Source organism: Paraburkholderia sp. (assembly GCF_035656215.1).
In the GTDB taxonomy this organism is placed as follows: Bacteria; Pseudomonadota; Gammaproteobacteria; order Burkholderiales; family Burkholderiaceae; genus Paraburkholderia.
Map to the genome: position 1 here is coordinate 1 of NZ_DASRSY010000385.1, position 17,213 is coordinate 17,213.

The window sequence follows — 17,213 nt, forward strand, 5'->3', positions numbered from 1 at the left end:
CCCGCCCATTCGGGCCGTGGCTGGTCGCCATCGCAAAGAGACGCATCGTCGACGGTCTGCGTCGGCGTGGACGCGTTTGCTCACATGAATCTTCAATGGAAAGTGAGCTGGAAACCTTTGTTGCTGATGCAACGAACTTACAGGAAGAGGCAGTGGACGCTCGCCTGGTACGGGAAGCTATCGAACAATTGACGGTCGGCCAGCGCGACGCGATGCGCATGCTGAAGCTGGAAGAAATGTCACTGCAGGAGGCTGCTGCCGCAAGCGGAATGTCGGTTGCGGCGTTGAAAGTAGCCACTCACCGGGCAATGAAACGATTACGGGAAATGTTCCGGCAGAAAGGTAACGAATCATGACCCGAACCTCCGACCTGATTGATGTCCTGGTCGCGGACGCAACACCTGTCAGGCGTCTGCGGGCTCCTGCGGCGAGAGCCGCATGCTGGTTGCTGTTTGCGGGAGCTGTGATGCTCTTCGTCGGTATCGCGCACGGAGTACGTGCGGACATGGCAGTCAAACTGCATCAACCTCTTTATGTCGTCGGTGTAGCCGCAGCCATGACAACGGGTGTCCTGGCTGCCACGGGTGCTTTTCTTGCCAGCGTGCCAGGCATGTCGCGCCGCTGGCTTCTTTTACCCGCTCCGGCCTCGCTCGTTTGGGTCGCCACGATTGGTTACGGTTGCCTGACCAATTGGGTCACAATTGGCCCGGAAGGTATGTCTATCGGCGAGACGGCCAAATGCTTTGCCACGTTGGTATTAGTGGGTATGCCGCTATCGCTCGTGATGCTCATTATGCTGCGCCACGTCGCGCAACTGTCGCCGGGCCCGGTCATCATGGCAGGAAGTCTCGCGGTCGCTGCAATGACTGCCGTGGCATTGTCGATTCTCCACCCGCTGGACGCGACGGCGATGATACTGATGTGGAATCTGGGTGTGGCCGCCCTCTTCCTATCGTTGAGCGGACGCTATGGCCAGCGGCTCCTTGGCTGGTTGGCGCTGCGCTAACGTCGAAGCGATGGTTTGCCACCCGCAGATGTGGCTCGATTCGGGCTAGGCCACATTGATTTGCAAATCGACTTCCGTGAATTTTTTACAATTCCAACCCAATCAATAACTTACACCACCGATTTGGGCCAACTTTCGTTTGCTAGCCACCATATGTTGGCGGCAGGTGTCTAGAGAAGCGCGACCACCCGTACGTCGCCCTGCTCCGCCGCCGATGCGACCACCTTGTCGCCGATTCGCCTGAACGTAATCGACACCGACGAATCACCCACTTTGAGATCGCCGACTTCGAGCCAGTCGATGCCCTCGGGCAGCATGGGTTGCTGGATCACGACTTCGCGCCGGGCCGCGTCGATCGTGATGCCCAGACAGGCTTCGAGCATCATGAACGGCGAACCCGCCGCCCAGGCTTGCGGCAGGCAGGCGACCGGATAGGCGGTGGGCGGTTCGCCGCGCCGCCGTGGGAAGCCACAGAACAGTTCGGGCAGGCGCATGTCGAAATTGACTGCCGCCTGGAATAGCGCCTGCAACAGCCGCACGGCCGCCGCCTTGCCGCCGTAGCGTGACAGACCACGGGCACAGAGCGCATTGTCATGCGGCCAGACCGAGCCGTTGTGATACGCCATCGGGTTGAAGCGCGCCTGGCTCGCCGCCAGCGTACGCACACCCCAGCCGGTATGGAACAGCGTGGAGTCGAGCGCGCGCACTACCGCTTCGCCACGCTCGCGCGAGGGCAGACCGAAGGCCAGCAAGTGGCCCGCATTGGACGCCATCACGCGGCACAGTTCACCGTGGCCGTCGAGCGCGATGCCGTAGAAGCCGGACTCTTCCATCCAGTACTTTTCTTCGACGCACTGACGGATTTTCTTCGCGCGCTCGCTGTATTGCTTTGCGGGATCGTCGAGGCCGCGCAGCCTGGCGAAGTGAGCCATCGTGTCGAATGCCGCACTCGCATACGCCTGCACTTCGACGAGTGCGATAGGGCCGTCGGGGAAATGGCCGTCGGCATGGAAAACCGAATCGTGGCTGTCTTTCCAGCCTTGATTCGCAAGGCCGCCATCGGACTCGCGCTGGTAGTCCAGCAGACCGTAACGGTTCTTGTCGCAGACACCCGCGACCCACTGCGCCGCGCGCTCCAGCGCCGGCCACAATTCGTCGATCAGCGCCAGATCACCCGTGCGTGCCGCATAGGCGCCGGCCAGCACGATGAAGAGCGGCGTGCTGTCGACGCCGCCGTAGTACAGCGCGAACGGTACTTCGCCGGCGGCGGCCATTTCACCTTTGCGCATCTCGTGCATGATCTTGCCGGGCGCGGCGTCACGAAACGGCGAATTGTCGCGCGCCTGATGTTCGGCGAGAAAGCGCAGCACGCCCGCGGCCAGATTCGGTTGTAGCCACAGCGTCTGCAACGACGTGATGATCGCATCGCGGCCGAACGGCGTTGAAAACCACGGGATGCCGGCGTAGGGGTACGGCCCCGTGGCGAGGTCGGTAGTCAGCAGCCCCAGGTCGGCAAGCGAACGGTCGATCCACGCGTTAAAGAGCGGATTGCTCGAACGCACCCGCGCGGTGACGCGGCGCCGTTCACGCATCACCAGGTGGGCGTCGACCAGCGCGGCGCGCACTGCAGCGCGGCCAACGCGCGGGCGCTCCGCATCGATTTGCGACAGGTGGGCCTCGCTCACCGCATGCGTGGGTCGCGCGACGCCCGCTGCCGGTTTGTTGGCTTGCGGGACAACTTGCACCGCGACAGACAGATAGATCGACACGCACGCCTGCGCCGGCAGCTTGACAGTGTAGTCGGCGCGATCGGCGAAGAGCTTGTCAGGCTCCGGCGAGAAGGCGATCTGCACATTGCGCGCCACGTCATCGAGACCGATATAGCCGAGTAGCACCTCGCGGTTCTCGACGCGCGCCGATTCGACTCGGCCCTGTTTGTCGCGCTTGAGGCCGCGCACTTCGAACATGTCGCGGAAGTCGCTCGCGAACGAGATCGAGAGCGGCACGACAGCGTCGCTTGTGCCGTAGTTGGTGAGTTCGATGGCTTCGTTGAGGACGGTGCCCGAGAGCACACGCACACGCTCGACATGGATCACGCCTTCCGGCGTGCTGTCGCCGCCGAGCGGCGGCAAGGGACGGTTGGTCAGGTGCGCGGTGAACGACGTGTTGTCGCTGTTGACGCTGCCAGACAGCAGCGACGGTGCGCGGCCCCCGAAGGTGAGGCGCAGTTGCGAGAGGACGCGTGTGTCGTTGACGAACAGGCCGTCGTCGTGGCCGGTGATATCGCCGAGGGGATCGTTGACGATAAAGGTGTCGCCAGACTTCAGCACGTGCTGGGTGACGCTCGCGACGTTGAGATTTTCCGTCGGGATGAATGCGCCGTCCGGCTCGGGTTCGTGGTGGTCGACTCCGCCCGAGTGGGACAGGCCGCCGAGGGCTTCTGGCTGCTGCATCAGGGTCGCTCCTATGGGTTCGCTTTTGCGTTCGCTTTCAGATTCGGTTGCTGCTGGGCGCTGCCCGGTCGTTTCCGATTGTAGAGGGTCTGTCAGCGTCAGACGAACTTATCACGTGGGAGTTTCGATTTTTTGTTTTGGCATGGGAGATGCAGGCAGGTTTTTTTGTTCCTTGCGCGGGGCTTGCTCGGCTGTTGGCCTGCAAGGCAACCATATGACTAAGCACCTCGCAGGCAAAACCCAAATCTTTACCGCCTGGCAAGCGACCGAGCCTGGCGCTGAGTCTCCCCAACGAACAGTTGCCGGGGCCGCCCGATCTTCTGTTCCGGATCGGCGATCATTTCGTTCCACTGCGCAATCCAGCCGACCGTACGCGCCATCGCGAAGATACACGTGAACATCGCCGTCGGAATACCCAGCGCGCGCTGCACGATCCCCGAATAGAAGTCGACATTCGGATACAGCTTACGTGACACAAAATAGTCATCTTCCAGCGCAATCTTTTCCAGCGCCATCGCCAGCTTGAACAACGGGTCGTCGTGCAGGCCCAACTCCTCCAGCACTTCGTGGCACGTTTCGCGCATCAGCTTCGCACGCGGATCGTAGTTCTTGTAGACGCGATGACCGAAGCCCATCAGCTTCACGCCCGAGTTCTTGTCCTTCACCTTCGCAATGAACTCAGGGATATTGTCGACCGAGCCGATCTCCTCCAGCATGTTCAGTGCCGCTTCGTTCGCGCCACCGTGCGCCGGGCCCCACAAACAGGCGATACCCGCTGCAATACACGCAAACGGATTGGCGCCCGACGAACCCGCGAGACGAACCGTCGAGGTCGACGCGTTCTGCTCGTGGTCCGCGTGCAGAATCAGAATGCGATCCAGCGCGCGCACCAGCACGTCATTGACCTGGTACTCTTCTGCCGGATTGGCAAACATCATCCGCATGAAATTCGCGCTGTACGACAGGTCGTTCTTCGGATAAACGAAAGGCTGGCCCACGGTGTACTTGTACGCCATCGCGACCAGCGTCGGCAGCTTCGCGATCATGCGGATCGCGGATACGTCGCGGTGCTGCGGATTGCTGATGTCGAGCGAGTCGTGATAGAACGCCGATAGCGCGCCGACTGCGGCGACCAGGATCGCCATCGGGTGCGCGTCACGGCGGAAGCCACGGAAGAAGAAATGCATCTGCTCGTGCACCATCGTGTGCTGCGTAACGGTGTTGACGAACTCGTCCTTCTGCTGCGCATCCGGCAACTCGCCCTTCAGCAGCAGATAACACGTTTCGAGGAAGTCTGCGTTTTGCGCCAGATTGTCGATCGGATAACCGCGATACAGCAGCTCGCCTTTGTCACCGTCGATATAGGTGATTTCGGAATTGCATGCCGCCGTGGACATGAAACCCGGGTCGTATGTGAATTTGCCCGTCTGGCCGTACAGCTTGCGGATGTCGATGACATCCGGCCCGAGCGTGCCCTGATAAATGGGCAAATCAATCGTCTGGTCGCTGTCGGAGAAGCTCAGCGTTGCGTGTGTCTTCGAGTTCATCTACGCGTTCCTTTTACTTTCACATCGCACACGTGCCGGCATGCTGGATCGTCGGATCGCTACTTGGCATGCTCAGGCTCCGCTTTGCATTCTACGGTCCGAAGGGGGCTTTGATTGCGACGATTGCCCGCAACAAACCATCTCGACTGGCGCAACATTCGTTGCCTGAAAGAGGTGCGTAATCGCCTGAAATACACGGAAACAGGCAAAAGACAGGCGAAAATCAGCGGCACGGAACAGCACTCTTCCCGCTCAACGGCTTTGCCAGCCAAATGAAAGTTAGCACGCTTACTGCAACAATGTTTTGCGGCGCTCAAGCTGCACAAGCAACGCCGCTCTGCGATACTGAATACGTGTTTTGCTTCCCCTGCGAACACATCGCTGTCTTTGGCCCGCCGTCCTACGGCGGGCTTTTTTAATCAGCCAGAAGAATACGGAAGGACCAGATGAACGCCTCGCTCGAAACACTGTTTCCGGATCACGTCCACAACGAAGACAACGTCGTCACAGCGCTGAATCATCAGGACATCGTCGTAGCGTTGTCGGCGGCGCTGAAAACGCAGGACGTGGCGGTGCTGCATATGCTTTACCCGCGTACCGACGCGCGAACTCATCGCAGCCTCGATACACTCGTCGATGTCCTGCACGGCCATGGCCTGCATGAAGTGGCAGATCTGATCGCGCAGGAAGCGCACTATCTGCTGTTCAAAGACCCTGTGAAGGCATGGAAAGCCTTCCACGAAATTCGCAACGACTCACTCGCGATCGGCGTGCATCTGTATTACCACGGCCTCGTCGGCGAAGCCGCGGAACGCGCGTTAGATAAAGACGCACATCGCAAGGCTTGAACGGCACGCAGTGACTAACCGCAAGTACTGAGTCCTGCGCGCGGCTCACCGCGCGGCAATCAACATGCGTTCATTGCAGGCTTATTGAGCGCGGGTTGCGCATCCAATCGCGTACTCTGATGCGGGCACCAGGCGCTTATCGCGTGTCTATCAAACGTCCACTGAGCGAATGAACTCGTCGACGTAGCGATTGAACGCTGCCGGATGCGCGAGATTCATCCCATGCGAGGCGCCGCGCACGGTTTCGCGGCGCGAATCCGGCAGCCATGTTTGGAGCGCCGTCGCAGTGCGGCGAAACATGTCGGGACTCTTCTCGCCGTCGATCAGTAGCACCGGGCAGCGTACTTCGGCCGCGTGCTCGGGTACGTAAGCGGGCAACGGGTCGCGGAATTGACGCGCGAGCGTGTGTGCATTGTCAGTCGCCATCTTGCGAAAACCCGGCGTGCTCATCGCCCAGAAACCGGGACGGCTCACCGAATCGACGAACAGTTGCAAGCCTGCTTCCACCTCGCCTGTTTCGATCAGCTGCGCGGCTTTCGCGCGCAAGGCGTTGACGGTCTCCGGCAAACTCGCGGGCGGTCGGCCAGCGATCTGCAACGGGCCGCCCGGGTCGGCAAGCGTCAAGCTGCGCACGTACTGCGGATGACGCCGCGCGAAATGAAATGCCACACAACCACCGCGCGAATGACCCACCACGTGCGCCGGTCCCGCGCCGAAACGATCGATGAATTCGGCCACGTCGTCCGCATGTTCACTCCAGCTGAACGGCTGGTTGGGCTCGGTATCCGTCACCGGCCAGTAATGCGTGAGACTTACCGTGACGCAGCGATATTGCTTCGACAAACCTGCCAGTTGCGGTTGCCAGTAGCGGTAATCGCACAGCGAGCCATGCACGAACAGGAGCAGTTCGCCTTCGCCGGCTTCCACATAAGGCATGCGCAAGCCGCTATGCAATTCGATAAAGGACGGGGATGCGGGAGAGGACGAAGCGGAAACGGATTGATTCACAGGTGGTTCACGGACGGCGCGGCAACGGCTGAATGTATCAGCGGCGCCGGCTAGAAATGGATTCGAGGAGAAAGCGTGTTCGCATCCCTGAAATTGGGATGCAGGGCGTATTGTCACACAGCCATTGAATATGCGCCGAGGCCTGTTCGGCTTGCGTGTAGCGACCTATGCCGAGCGCCTCGCGATCCGTGCCTCGTGAGTGAGCCCGATACGGCTCGTTTCACGGCCGGTCCGCCTGGCCGCGCCGGCTGCCGGCTCCATGCGGCAAGCCCGTCTCGCCATCTGCAAGGCGGGACGTCCCGCATCAATTCATTCGAAGGCACTGTCGTCGAGCAACCCGGCAACAGCCGCCGCGCCCGCGCCACGCACCGCACAAGTGAGTGGTTCATCGGCGACGCGGACCTCAAGCCCAAGTTCGTTGGTCAGGCGGCGGCCCAGATTGCCAAGCAGCGCGCCGCCGCCGGTCAGCACGATGCCGCCGTGCGCGATATCGGTCACCAGTTCGGCAGGCGCCGTTTCAAGCGCACGTTTCACGACGCCGATCACCTGGCGCAGCGGGCCCTCGATGGCTTCGGCGATATCGTGGTTGCTCAACTGAACCGTGCGCGGCAAGCCGTCCTCGACGCTGCGTCCGGTTGCATTCATATGCTCGACCGGCACGTCGCGCACGGCCGAACCGATGCCCTTCTTGACGTGTTCTGCGGTTTGCTCGCCAAGCAGCACGCCATACAGGTTGCGCACGTAACTGACGATCGCCGTGTCGAAACTGTCGCCGCCCACGCGGATCGAGCCGCTATATGCGAGGCCGCCGAGTGAGATCACACCGACTTCGGTGGTGCCGCCGCCGATGTCGACCACCATCGAGCCGATCGCTTCCGATACCGGCAGGCCCGCACCGACCGCCGACGCCAGCGATTCGCCGATCAGACTGACCTTCCATGCGCCGGCCGCCACGGCGGCCTCCTTGATCGCGCGTCGCTCGACCTGGGTGGCGCCCGCCGGGATGCACAGGGTGAATGCGGCACGCCGGCTAAACAACGGCCGCGGGCGCGCCATGTCGACGAATTGCCGGATCATCTGCTCGGCAGCGGAAAAATTGGCGATCACACCGTGCCGCATCGGCCGTACGGCTTCGACGTTGCCCGGTGCGCGGCCGAGCAGCTGGCGCGCTTCAGTGCCGACTGCCGCCACGCGTTTTTGCCCGGCGGCGGACTCTTTCTGGAACGCCACGACGGACGGCTCGTTCAGGACGATGCCGCCGTTGTCGGTATAGATGAGGGTATTGGCCGTGCCGAGGTCCACTGCCACGGAATGACGGAACAGTCGATCGAAAAGCGGGTAATGCGGCGTCGGTCTGGCCATAGGAAGGCTCTGATGTGTCGTTATCCGCCCTTTCCGGGCAGTCTGGAAAATGCACCCCCGGTCACCCGAACCGCTTGGCACGCCCAGACGGGCGTTGCGCAATCCGCGCGGCGGAAGTGATTTTCATACCAATGAGCAGTTAACGGCAAGCAAAGCAGAATCTTTAGGGCCACTTTTTAATTTTGAGCGGGTCAATCGCGCGACAAAGCACCCAACGCATGCTCCAAAGCCTGCTTGCCGAGCTCGACACCGTCCGCGTTAATCGTGTGGCCAATGCCGGGCAACGCATAGGCGTCGACCGTGTAGCCGGCGTTGCTGAATGCGTCGGCGGCATATTCCAGTTCCTGTACCGGGATCACTTCGTCTTCTTCGCCGTGCACGAGCGTAAGCGGTGTGCCGTTCTGCGCGACGATCACCGAGGCGAGCCGTCCCGAATACGCGACGACGGCAGCAGCGCCTTCCGTGCTGGCCGCTACGTGGTGCATCGCCATGATCGACCCTTGTGAGAAGCCGACCAGTGCAAGGCGGTCGAAAGGAAGCTGCCAATGCGCCAGTTCCGCCTCGAGCATGTGCCGCAACGCCGGATAGGCGGCGGCGACACGCAACTCGCGATTGCCTTCGTTGACGTCGCGCAGGCTGAACCACTGGCGTCCGCCGAAGCCGCCGTCGAAGGCGTCGGTGCCGTCGAGCGAAGCGAACGCGACGTCCGGCAGGCTCTCGCTCCAGATGTCCGCGAGCGGCATCAGATCGCGCGCATTGCTGCCCACGCCGTGCATCAGCACGACCAATGCGTTGGCGGGTGCCATCGTCGGCGCGTGCCGCCAACCGTGTTCGAATTGCTCCCAGCCCATTTTCAATTCCTCTCTCTGTACTCGCTGTACTCTCGGTTCGTGTTTCCGCACGCGCGGCCAGCCACGCGGCAATGTGTGGCCCTCGTGGCGCCTTACGTCGCCTTGCGTCGCCCTCGCGAGCCCGCAGATCGTTCCATGCGGTCTCAGCCGCGAGCATACGCTGCCGGGTTGGTTTCTGCCGTTGGATCTGTATGGGTCGACGACGCCAGAACGTGAATACAGGTATGCTTTTGCAAGCATTCGCGGCAACCCGGCTCCCTGCCCGGGCAGTGAATAAAACGCCGTATAAACATCCGTAGCACCGCAATCCGGAGAATCGTTTGAGCCAGCCCTCTGCCGCGCCTGCTGCCACGCCGCCCGCACCACCGCCACCGTTACAAGGCGGCAAACTGGTTCTGGCGACCATCGCCGTCGCGCTCGCCACCTTCATGAACGTGCTCGACACGTCGATTGCGAACGTTGCGATCCCAACCATCTCGGGCAATCTCGGTGTCTCGGTCGATGAAGGCACGTGGGTCATCACGGTATTCGCCGCGGCCAACGCCGTCTCGATTCCGCTGACCGGCTGGCTCACGCAACGCATCGGCCAGATCAAGCTGTTCGTCGGCGCGATTCTGATGTTCGTGCTGGCTTCGTGGTTGTGCGGCATCGCGCCCACGTTGCCGATCCTGCTGGTCGCGCGGGTGTTCCAGGGTGCCGTGGCCGGTCCGCTGATACCGCTCTCGCAAGCGATTCTGCTCGGCTCGTATCCCAAGGAGAAATCGTCGACGGCACTCTCGCTATGGGCCATGACGGCCACAGTCGGCCCGATTGCGGGTCCCGCGCTCGGCGGCTGGATCACGGATAGTTATAGCTGGTCGTGGATCTTCTACATCAACATTCCGGTCGGCATTTTCGCGGCCGGCGTGACGTGGATGATCTACCGCACCCGCGAGTCGGCCACCCGCAAACCTCCCATCGACGTGATCGGGCTCGGCCTGCTGATTACGTGGGTCGCGTCGCTGCAAATCATGCTCGACAAAGGCAAGGACCTCGACTGGTTTTCGTCGCCGGTGATCGTGATTCTCGGCATCACCGCGCTGATCAGTTTCGCGTTCTTCCTCGTGTGGGAGCTGACCGAGGAGAATCCGATCGTCGACTTGCGGCTCTTCCGGCAGCGCAATTTTCTCGGCGGCACGATTGCGATTTCGGTGGCGTACGGCGTGTTCTTCGGTAACCTGGTGCTGTTGCCGCAATGGATGCAGGAGTATCTGAACTACCGCTCGGTGGATGCCGGTCTCGTTACCGCTCCGCTCGGCATCTTCGCGGTGCTGCTCGCGCCGGTGATGGGCCGCGTGCTGCCGCGCTCGGATGCACGCATCATCGCGACCCTCGCGTTTATCGGCTTTGCTGTCGTGTTTTATATGCGCTCGAAGTACGTGGTCGAAATCGACACATGGCACCTCGTGCTCCCCACACTACTGCAAGGCATTCCAATGGCACTGTTCTTCGTGCCGCTGACCGCGATCATTCTGTCCGGCCAGCCGCCGAACAAAATTCCGGCGGCCGCTGGCCTGTCGAATTTCGTGCGGGTGTTTTGCGGCGCGGTGGGCACCTCGATCGCCGGCAACGAATGGAATAACCGCACGGTGTTGCACCACGAACGGCTCACCGAACGCGCCAGCGTCGATAACCCGTTGTTCAACCAGCAGATCGATTCGACCCAGTCGCTGCTGCATCTGAATACGCAATCGGCGCATGCGTTGTTCGATTTCACGGTGAACACCCAGGCCGCGATGATGGGCCTGAACGACATCTTCTATGTGTCGTCGATCATTTTCATTCTGATCATTCCGCTGATCTGGATTACGAAGCCGGCTAAGGGCGGTGGCGGACCGGGTGCGGCGGGCGCGCACTGATTGCGGTGTTGCAAGCTGCGTCAGCGGAAATAGCGTGCGGGTGTGTCGCCGAAGGCGTCGCGGAACACGGCAATAAACGACGACACGTCGCCGTATCCAACTTCGAGTGCCACTTGCGTGACGCTCGCTCCGGCGCCGAGGCGCTCCAGTGCAACCAGCAGCCGCAGTTGCTGCCGCCACTGACCGAAGGTCTGCCCGGTTTCCTTGACGAAAAGGCGCGCCGCCGTCCGGGCGGTCACACCGGCGGCCGCCGCCAGATCGTCAAGCACCGCCGGTTCCGCCGGGTTAACGTTCAGCGCTTCGGCGATCCGCTGAATCCGCGGATCGCGCGGCCAGTGCAGCGCCAGAGGCGCGGGGGGCAAGCCGGACAGGCGGTCCAGCAAGACTTGCAGAAGACGCCCGGTGGGTTCGTCGACCGGTTTGTCGTGCGGCAGATCGCCTGCGGCGCTCAGTAAAGCTTCCGCCAGCCGGTCGAGCGCCAGTGCGACATTTTGCGCGGGTAGCGGCGCGACATCCGCGTCGGCATACAACGAATGAAGTTGCACCGGCTCGGCGGCAGACAGGCAATGCTGCACGTTCGCCATCAGCCAGAGCGCGTGACCCTGCGGCACGACCCATCGTCCGGTTTCGGTGCGCACGGTCAGCACGCCGACGCTCACGTGGATCAACCGCGCACGACGATAGGCGCGCCATGGTTCGTCCAGCACATCGTAGTGCTCGTCGACCACGAATACCGGACGCGCGACGCCGTCCGGATCGAAAGCTTCCACCATGAATGTCCGTTTTGCCCGGTTGTCGTAGGAAAGGCAGCAAGATTAGCATAGCCCGGGCAAAACGCTGCTCGAACCCGGCAGCGCCGCTGCACGAACAATTCGCGCCAGGTTGCCAGTAGAATCCCGGCTTCAACGGTCCGAGCCCAATGAACTACGCATCCATCCTCGAACAGATTCATCGCAATCTTCAGCCTTATCTAGGCACGGGCAAGGTCGCCGACTACATTCCCGAACTGGCGAATGTTCCCGCCAACAGTTTCGGCATGGCGATCGTCACCGCCGCGGGCGACGTGTTCCGCACCGGCGCGGCCGACACGCGCTTTTCCATCCAGAGTATTTCCAAGCTGTTCGCCTGCACCATGGCGTTCCGGCTGCTCGGCGACGAACTCTGGCAACGTGTGGGACGCGAGCCGTCCGGCAATGCCTTCAACTCGCTGGTCCAACTCGAAGCCGAACACGGCAAGCCGCGCAATCCGTTCATCAACGCGGGCGCGCTGGTCGTCACCGACGTGTTATGCCGCCGGTTCGTGCAGGCCGAAACCGCGCTGGTCGAATTCATGCGGCGGCTGACGGGCGAAATCAGCATCGACTACGATTCGCGCGTCGCGCTGTCGGAGTTGCAGCATGCTCACCGCAACCGCGCGATGGCGCATTTCATGGCGAGCTTCGGCAACATGGAGATGCCGCCGCAAGTGGTGGTCGACGCGTATTGCCGTCAATGCGCGATTTCGATGAGCTGCGTCGAGCTGGCGAAGGCGGCATTGTTTTTGACCAATCACGGGGTAGTGCCCGCCACCGGCGAGCGGATTCTCGACACGAGTTCCGCCAAGCGGCTTTCCGCGCTGATGCTGACCTGCGGCACCTATGACGCGGCGGGCGATTTCGTCTACCGGGTCGGGTTGCCGGCAAAAAGCGGCGTGGGCGGCGGGATCGTTGCCGTGCTGCCGGGCGAGATGGCTGTGTGCGTCTGGTCGCCGGGGCTCGACAGCAATGGGAATTCGCTGGCGGGGGTGTTGGCGCTGGAGTGGTTGACTACTTATACGGGGCGGTCGATTTTTTGATTGCGTGCCACAACGACGACGGCCCAGTGGACTTATTGAATGCTCAGCATCCTTGTCATGCCGCCGTCGCCCCCATTGAACAACCTCCTGGCCCGCACGCTCAACCAACTCGGCCAACACCGTCTGAAACGCGGTGGTGCCGATCGCCCGCTCGTTTCCATCGCCTTCGAAATCGATCCACCCGGAATTGAAACCGTCGATCATTTCGATGCGCGGCAGGGGCCATGCCGTGCCTTGCGACTGGAACAGCGCTTCCCACTGATCGCGCGGCACCGCTTGAGCCTTCACCGAACGACCAAGCACGCCTCCGAGCATCGGCGATTTCATCTTGCGTATAGCGCCGCGGTCCTTCAATCTCGATCACGCGACGCCCCTGCCACGACTGGCCAAGCGTTTCAGCGATCACGCGGCCGATATCCGCTGTTGCGATCATCGGATACGCACGATCGAGCGGCTGCAGGAAGCTCGGCATCACGCCGGTTTCGCGCGCCGGCGCGACATCCCACACCGAGTTCTCCATGAACCACGCGGGCCGCAAAATTGCCGCCGGAATGGGCAGGTCTGCGAGCGCTTCTTCGAGAATATGCACTTGCGTAATGAGACCGAGGCCCGATTCGCGCTGACCGCCGATCGATGAGAGCGCCGCAACGCGTTCAGGCTTTGCCTTCGTTAACGCCTCTTTCAGCACCGCTGCGGCTGCATGCGCGTTCGGATAGCCCGGTTGCGGTGCGAAGTTCGGCGCCACCATCACGAAGACGCCTGCCGTACCGCTGAACGCCGCGGCGAGCGCGTCCGCGTCTTCGAAGGAAGCGATCGCCACTTCGGCGCCCCGCTCCACCCACTCCGCCGCCTTCTTTTTGTCGCGTAAGACGGCGCGCACGGTGTGCCCCGCATTCAATAAGGCGCGTGCCGCCGCGCCACCCACCTGCCCTGTCACACCGGTAATTGCATACATGTTTATCGCTCCTCGAATCCGGCCAATGCCGTTCCAAGCGAGATTTTCGGCATTTCCCAGTGATTTCACGAGAGCATGGATGTCATTTAATTAATGCCTTTTAGGCATTAAATGCACCTCTTCCGTTGACGTGCGACGCAAAATAAGTTTGACAAACTATCTTTAGATATATATCTTACGACCCATCTTAAGACACAAATGGGAGTACCCAAGATGCGTCATCAACATCGTTTTTCCCGTTCGCACGGTGCGGACGAAGGTTTTTTCGCAGGGCACGACCGCCTGTCGCTGCATGCACTTTGGCATGCGTTCGCCCGTCACTACGAGCACCGCGGCGAGCGCGGTGAACGCGACGACCGCGACGACCGCGGCGGCTTCGGTCACGGCCACCGCTTCGGCCACCACGGCCATGACCGCTTCTCGCTGCACGCACTGTGGCACACAATCGGCCGCCATCACGAGCATCGCGGCGGCGGTCGCGGCGGACGTTTTGGCGGTGGTGGCCCGGGCGGCTTCGGTGGCGAAGGCGACGGTTTTCCGCGCGGCCGTAAATTCACTTCCGAAGATCTGCAGCTGCTGCTGCTGTCGATGATCGATACTCAACCTAGCCACGGCTACGAGCTGATCAAGGCGCTCGAAACACGCTCAAATGGTTTCTATAGCCCGAGCCCCGGCATGGTCTATCCGGCACTCACGTATCTGGAAGAACTCGGCTACGTGACCGTGCAACTCGAAGGCAACCGCAAGCGTTACGAACTGTCGGAAACGGGCCGCGAGTATCTGGCGGCCAATCGCGACCGCGTCGAATTGATGCTCGCCAAGCTGACGCACATCGCCCGCAAGATGGATTCCGTGCGCCGCGCGTTTGCCGGCGAAGAGCCGGCCGACGTCAGCGAAGGCGGCTGGTTGCCGGAACTGAGCGAAGCACGCCGCGCGCTGAAACATGCGCTGCTACGCCGTGACAACGTGCCGGCTGCCGAGCAGCGCCGCATCGCCGCGATCCTGATGCGCGCGGCAAATGAAATCGAAGGCGAAGGCAATCCCCGGCGCGACGAAGGCGGCGGCGAACCAACCGCTTGAGATCGCGCTATCCGACACTCGCGTTCGAAGGTGCCATGAGCACCTTCGCGCGCCAATCAAACCGACGGGAGTGGCACCTTATGCTGACAAATGACAACCGGACCGATCTGGCAGTTTATCGCGTGCGCCATCCGCTGAAGTTCCGTCTGTTGCAGGTCAAAGAGGTGCGCGCGCTGACCCCGCATCTGATTCGCGTCACCTTCACAGGCGAGGATTTGCACGACTTCATCTCCGCTTCGTTCGACGACCACATCAAAGTGTTCTTCCCCGAACCGGGCGATGACAAACCCGTGCTGCCGGAAGCCGGCCCTGACGGTCCCGTGTTTCCCGTCGGCCAGCCGCGGCCGATTGCCCGCGATTTCACGCCGCGCCGCTTCGACGCTGAAGCGAGTGAACTGGATATCGAGTTCGCCATGCACGAGGCCGGCCCGGCTGCAACGTGGGCCGCGCAAGCCAAAGTGGGTCAGTACCTCGGCGTCGGCGGCCCGCGCGGGTCTCTGGTGATACCCACCGGCTTCGACTGGCATCTGCTGATCGGCGACGATACGGCGCTGCCGGCAATCGCCCGACGCCTTGAAGAACTGCCTGCCGGCGCACGCGTCGCGGCGGTGATCGAAGTGGCCGATCAGTCGGCGCAGATCGAATTCACGACGCAGGCCGAACTGCATATCGTCTGGCGCCATCGCAGCGAATCGGGCTATCGCGGCGACGCCTTGCTGCAAGCGGTACGCGAAATCTACTTGCCCGAAGACGGTGAAGGCTACGTGTGGGCCGCCGGCGAATCCGCAACGATGCGTGCCGTGCGCTACCACCTGTGCACGGAACGTGGCGTCGACAAATCGCGCATTCGCGCCGCTAGCTACTGGAAACAGGGTACCGAAGCAGTGCATGAAACGCTCGACGACTGACTGTCCGTAGCGTGCGTGCGATGAACTGCGTGAGTTGCGTGTGCCGTGTGGGACGCGTGAGCCCAACAAACGGCGTGCTTCGAACAAAAATAAGGAATTGAACGATGTATTCAATTAGCACAAAGCACGAGCGCCGTTTGCTGTGGCTATTTGCGCTGACGCAGTTCACCATCCAGACTTCTCCTGGTCAGAGGGTGTCAACTTAGGACAGGAAAGCCCGGTGGCAAAGGATCCCGCCACGGATTTTGTGAGGTTGACACTCTCATACGGTCTGCTACCTCATATGGCCCGTGAGCCGCGATAACCCAGAGGATTGTTAGCGGAACGGGAACGGCGCAATGGGTTGGTCGCAGGCACGGCGAACGAGCCGTTCCCGTTCCGCTAACAATTCGTTGAGCTAAACCGCTCCACTGACGGTGGTTATGGGAATTGAATCGGCGTGGCGATGGTTGTGACGATCGGATGCGGGGATTGAAGCGTGGATACGGGAGGGTCGGGTCACACGATTGGCCATGAACGTGCGACTGCGGTGCTCAGGGAAGAGGTTGCGCCGCCCGTTGACGGCAGGATGGGACCGCACTGGACATGCGCGTCCAGCCGACCCGTGAGGACGTGCCGGTTTTGGCGGGCCAGCGATTGCGATTCGGGCTTCATGGGTGGTTCGGCGGTGCCCGGGGTGACGCGCCAGGGAGGAGGCATTCGACGCAGACCATGTGACCGTGTCTGCATACCGGACAGTCGCCCAGCGATCGGCCGGTCAACTTTGCGTAGCGGTCGCGGTAGTCAGGTCTGGGCGTCACGCGGGTTTCGGGCCGAGGGGCCTTGGGTCCGCGGCGATCGTCTGCAGCGTTTCGGCGGTCGCCTGAAACAGGATGTCGTAGACGGTGCGCTTGTTCTGGAATGCAATGGCCGAGATCTCCTGCGGCACGGTGAACACCACGTGGAAGTACGGCACGGGCAGCAGGTCTACCTGACGGTGATCGAGCCATTCTGCGCGGGTGAGCGACTGGCACTTCGGGGCAGTGCCGGTTGCGACACGAGTTGTAGGCGATGCGCTGGTGTCCGCAGGCGTCGCACTGTTCGACGTGGCCGCCCAGGGCTGCTGTGCGGCACTGCTCAATGGCGCGCCTGACACGACACTGCTCACGGTCAAGCGAATCGGTGTGCAGATGCCGGGTTTCGGCTACGTCGAGGGTGTTACCCACGACTACGTTCGTCATGGCACCACCACGCTGTTCGCCGCCCTGAACGTACTCAATGGCGCAGTGCTCGCCACCTGCAAGCCGCGTCATCGGCATCAGGAGTTCCTGTCGTTTCTGCGTGAAATCGACAAGGCCGTACCGGCTGAACTCGACGTGCACTGCATCGTGGACAACTATGGCAGTCACAAGCATCCCAAGGTCAAGGCGTGGCTGGCAGCAAAGCCCCGCTGGCACATGCATTTCATTCCTACCTACAGTTCG

13 protein-coding genes and 3 pseudogenes are annotated in these 17,213 nt (G+C 61.8%); 8 read left to right on the plus strand and 8 right to left on the minus strand.

Annotated features, from left to right (window positions below; all coding sequences use genetic code 11):
* Together VFE81_RS22380 and VFE81_RS22385 are read left to right on the plus strand one after the other, a co-directional pair.
* The coding region (locus tag VFE81_RS22380) for an RNA polymerase sigma factor (protein WP_325046682.1) at window positions 1-356 on the plus strand (356 nt) is incomplete at its 5' end.
* Window positions 353-1,006 (plus strand): NrsF family protein, encoded by a 654-nt coding sequence (locus tag VFE81_RS22385; protein ID WP_325046683.1) that lies wholly within the window; start codon window positions 353-355, stop codon window positions 1,004-1,006. The genes VFE81_RS22380 and VFE81_RS22385, both read left to right, overlap by 4 nt.
* 170 nt (window positions 1,007-1,176) lie before the next feature.
* On the opposite strand, the gene VFE81_RS22390 is transcribed toward VFE81_RS22385, so the two are convergent.
* Both VFE81_RS22390 and gltA read right to left on the minus strand, forming a co-directional pair.
* Window positions 1,177-3,459, minus strand: coding sequence for an amylo-alpha-1,6-glucosidase (locus VFE81_RS22390; protein WP_325046684.1), 2,283 nt, complete (start codon window positions 3,457-3,459; stop codon window positions 1,177-1,179).
* Between the two features lie 248 nt (window positions 3,460-3,707).
* Complete coding sequence (gene gltA / locus VFE81_RS22395; protein ID WP_325046685.1) at window positions 3,708-5,006, minus strand: citrate synthase; 1,299 nt, start codon at window positions 5,004-5,006, stop codon at window positions 3,708-3,710.
* A 446-nt stretch (window positions 5,007-5,452) separates the two neighbouring features.
* On the opposite strand from gltA, the gene VFE81_RS22400 reads away from it, so the two are divergent.
* Window positions 5,453-5,854, plus strand: a complete 402-nt coding sequence (locus VFE81_RS22400) for a hypothetical protein (protein ID WP_325046686.1) — start codon at window positions 5,453-5,455, stop codon at window positions 5,852-5,854.
* Window positions 5,855-6,004: 150 nt separating this feature from the next.
* Here the strand turns inward: VFE81_RS22400 and VFE81_RS22405 are convergent, their stop codons facing one another.
* The 3 genes from VFE81_RS22405 to VFE81_RS22415 form a co-directional block, all read right to left on the minus strand.
* Window positions 6,005-6,790 carry an alpha/beta hydrolase gene (locus tag VFE81_RS22405; RefSeq protein ID WP_325046694.1) on the minus strand — a complete coding sequence of 262 codons (786 nt, stop codon included), beginning with the start codon at window positions 6,788-6,790 and terminating at the stop codon, window positions 6,005-6,007.
* A gap of 381 nt (window positions 6,791-7,171) precedes the next feature.
* Entirely contained in the window at window positions 7,172-8,224 is a 1,053-nt protein-coding gene (locus VFE81_RS22410) for a rod shape-determining protein (RefSeq protein WP_325046687.1), read from the minus strand.
* 191 nt (window positions 8,225-8,415) lie between these two features.
* Window positions 8,416-9,075: an alpha/beta hydrolase gene (locus VFE81_RS22415; protein ID WP_325046688.1), complete on the minus strand. Its 660-nt coding sequence runs from the start codon at window positions 9,073-9,075 to the stop codon at window positions 8,416-8,418.
* A gap of 320 nt (window positions 9,076-9,395) precedes the next feature.
* On the opposite strand from VFE81_RS22415, the gene VFE81_RS22420 reads away from it, so the two are divergent.
* Entirely contained in the window at window positions 9,396-10,973 is a 1,578-nt protein-coding gene (locus VFE81_RS22420) for a DHA2 family efflux MFS transporter permease subunit (RefSeq protein WP_325046689.1), read from the plus strand.
* Between the two features lie 20 nt (window positions 10,974-10,993).
* On the opposite strand, the gene VFE81_RS22425 is transcribed toward VFE81_RS22420, so the two are convergent.
* The gene (locus VFE81_RS22425; protein ID WP_325046690.1) at window positions 10,994-11,746 is read right to left on the minus strand and encodes a helix-turn-helix transcriptional regulator; all 753 of its coding nucleotides are present in this window, start codon (window positions 11,744-11,746) and stop codon (window positions 10,994-10,996) included.
* 146 nt (window positions 11,747-11,892) lie between these two features.
* Between VFE81_RS22425 and VFE81_RS22430 the strand changes: the two genes are divergently transcribed.
* Window positions 11,893-12,807: a glutaminase gene (locus tag VFE81_RS22430; RefSeq protein ID WP_325046691.1), complete on the plus strand. Its 915-nt coding sequence runs from the start codon at window positions 11,893-11,895 to the stop codon at window positions 12,805-12,807.
* Between the two features lie 90 nt (window positions 12,808-12,897).
* On the opposite strand, the pseudogene VFE81_RS22435 reads toward VFE81_RS22430, so the two are convergent.
* Window positions 12,898-13,762, minus strand: a pseudogene (locus VFE81_RS22435) (NmrA family NAD(P)-binding protein); the annotation flags it as partial.
* Window positions 13,763-13,975: 213 nt separating this feature from the next.
* On the opposite strand from VFE81_RS22435, the gene VFE81_RS22440 reads away from it, so the two are divergent.
* Window positions 13,976-14,842, plus strand: a complete 867-nt coding sequence (locus VFE81_RS22440; protein WP_325046692.1) for a PadR family transcriptional regulator — start codon at window positions 13,976-13,978, stop codon at window positions 14,840-14,842.
* Between the two features lie 80 nt (window positions 14,843-14,922).
* Window positions 14,923-15,750, plus strand: a complete 828-nt coding sequence (locus VFE81_RS22445) for a siderophore-interacting protein (RefSeq protein ID WP_325046693.1) — start codon at window positions 14,923-14,925, stop codon at window positions 15,748-15,750.
* Window positions 15,751-16,561: 811 nt separating this feature from the next.
* On the opposite strand, the pseudogene VFE81_RS22450 reads toward VFE81_RS22445, so the two are convergent.
* Window positions 16,562-16,970, minus strand: a pseudogene (locus tag VFE81_RS22450) (IS91 family transposase); the annotation flags it as partial.
* On the opposite strand from VFE81_RS22450, the pseudogene VFE81_RS22455 reads away from it, so the two are divergent.
* Window positions 16,926-17,213, plus strand: a pseudogene (locus VFE81_RS22455) (transposase); the annotation flags it as partial. The pseudogenes VFE81_RS22450 and VFE81_RS22455 sit on opposite strands and share 45 nt — an antisense overlap.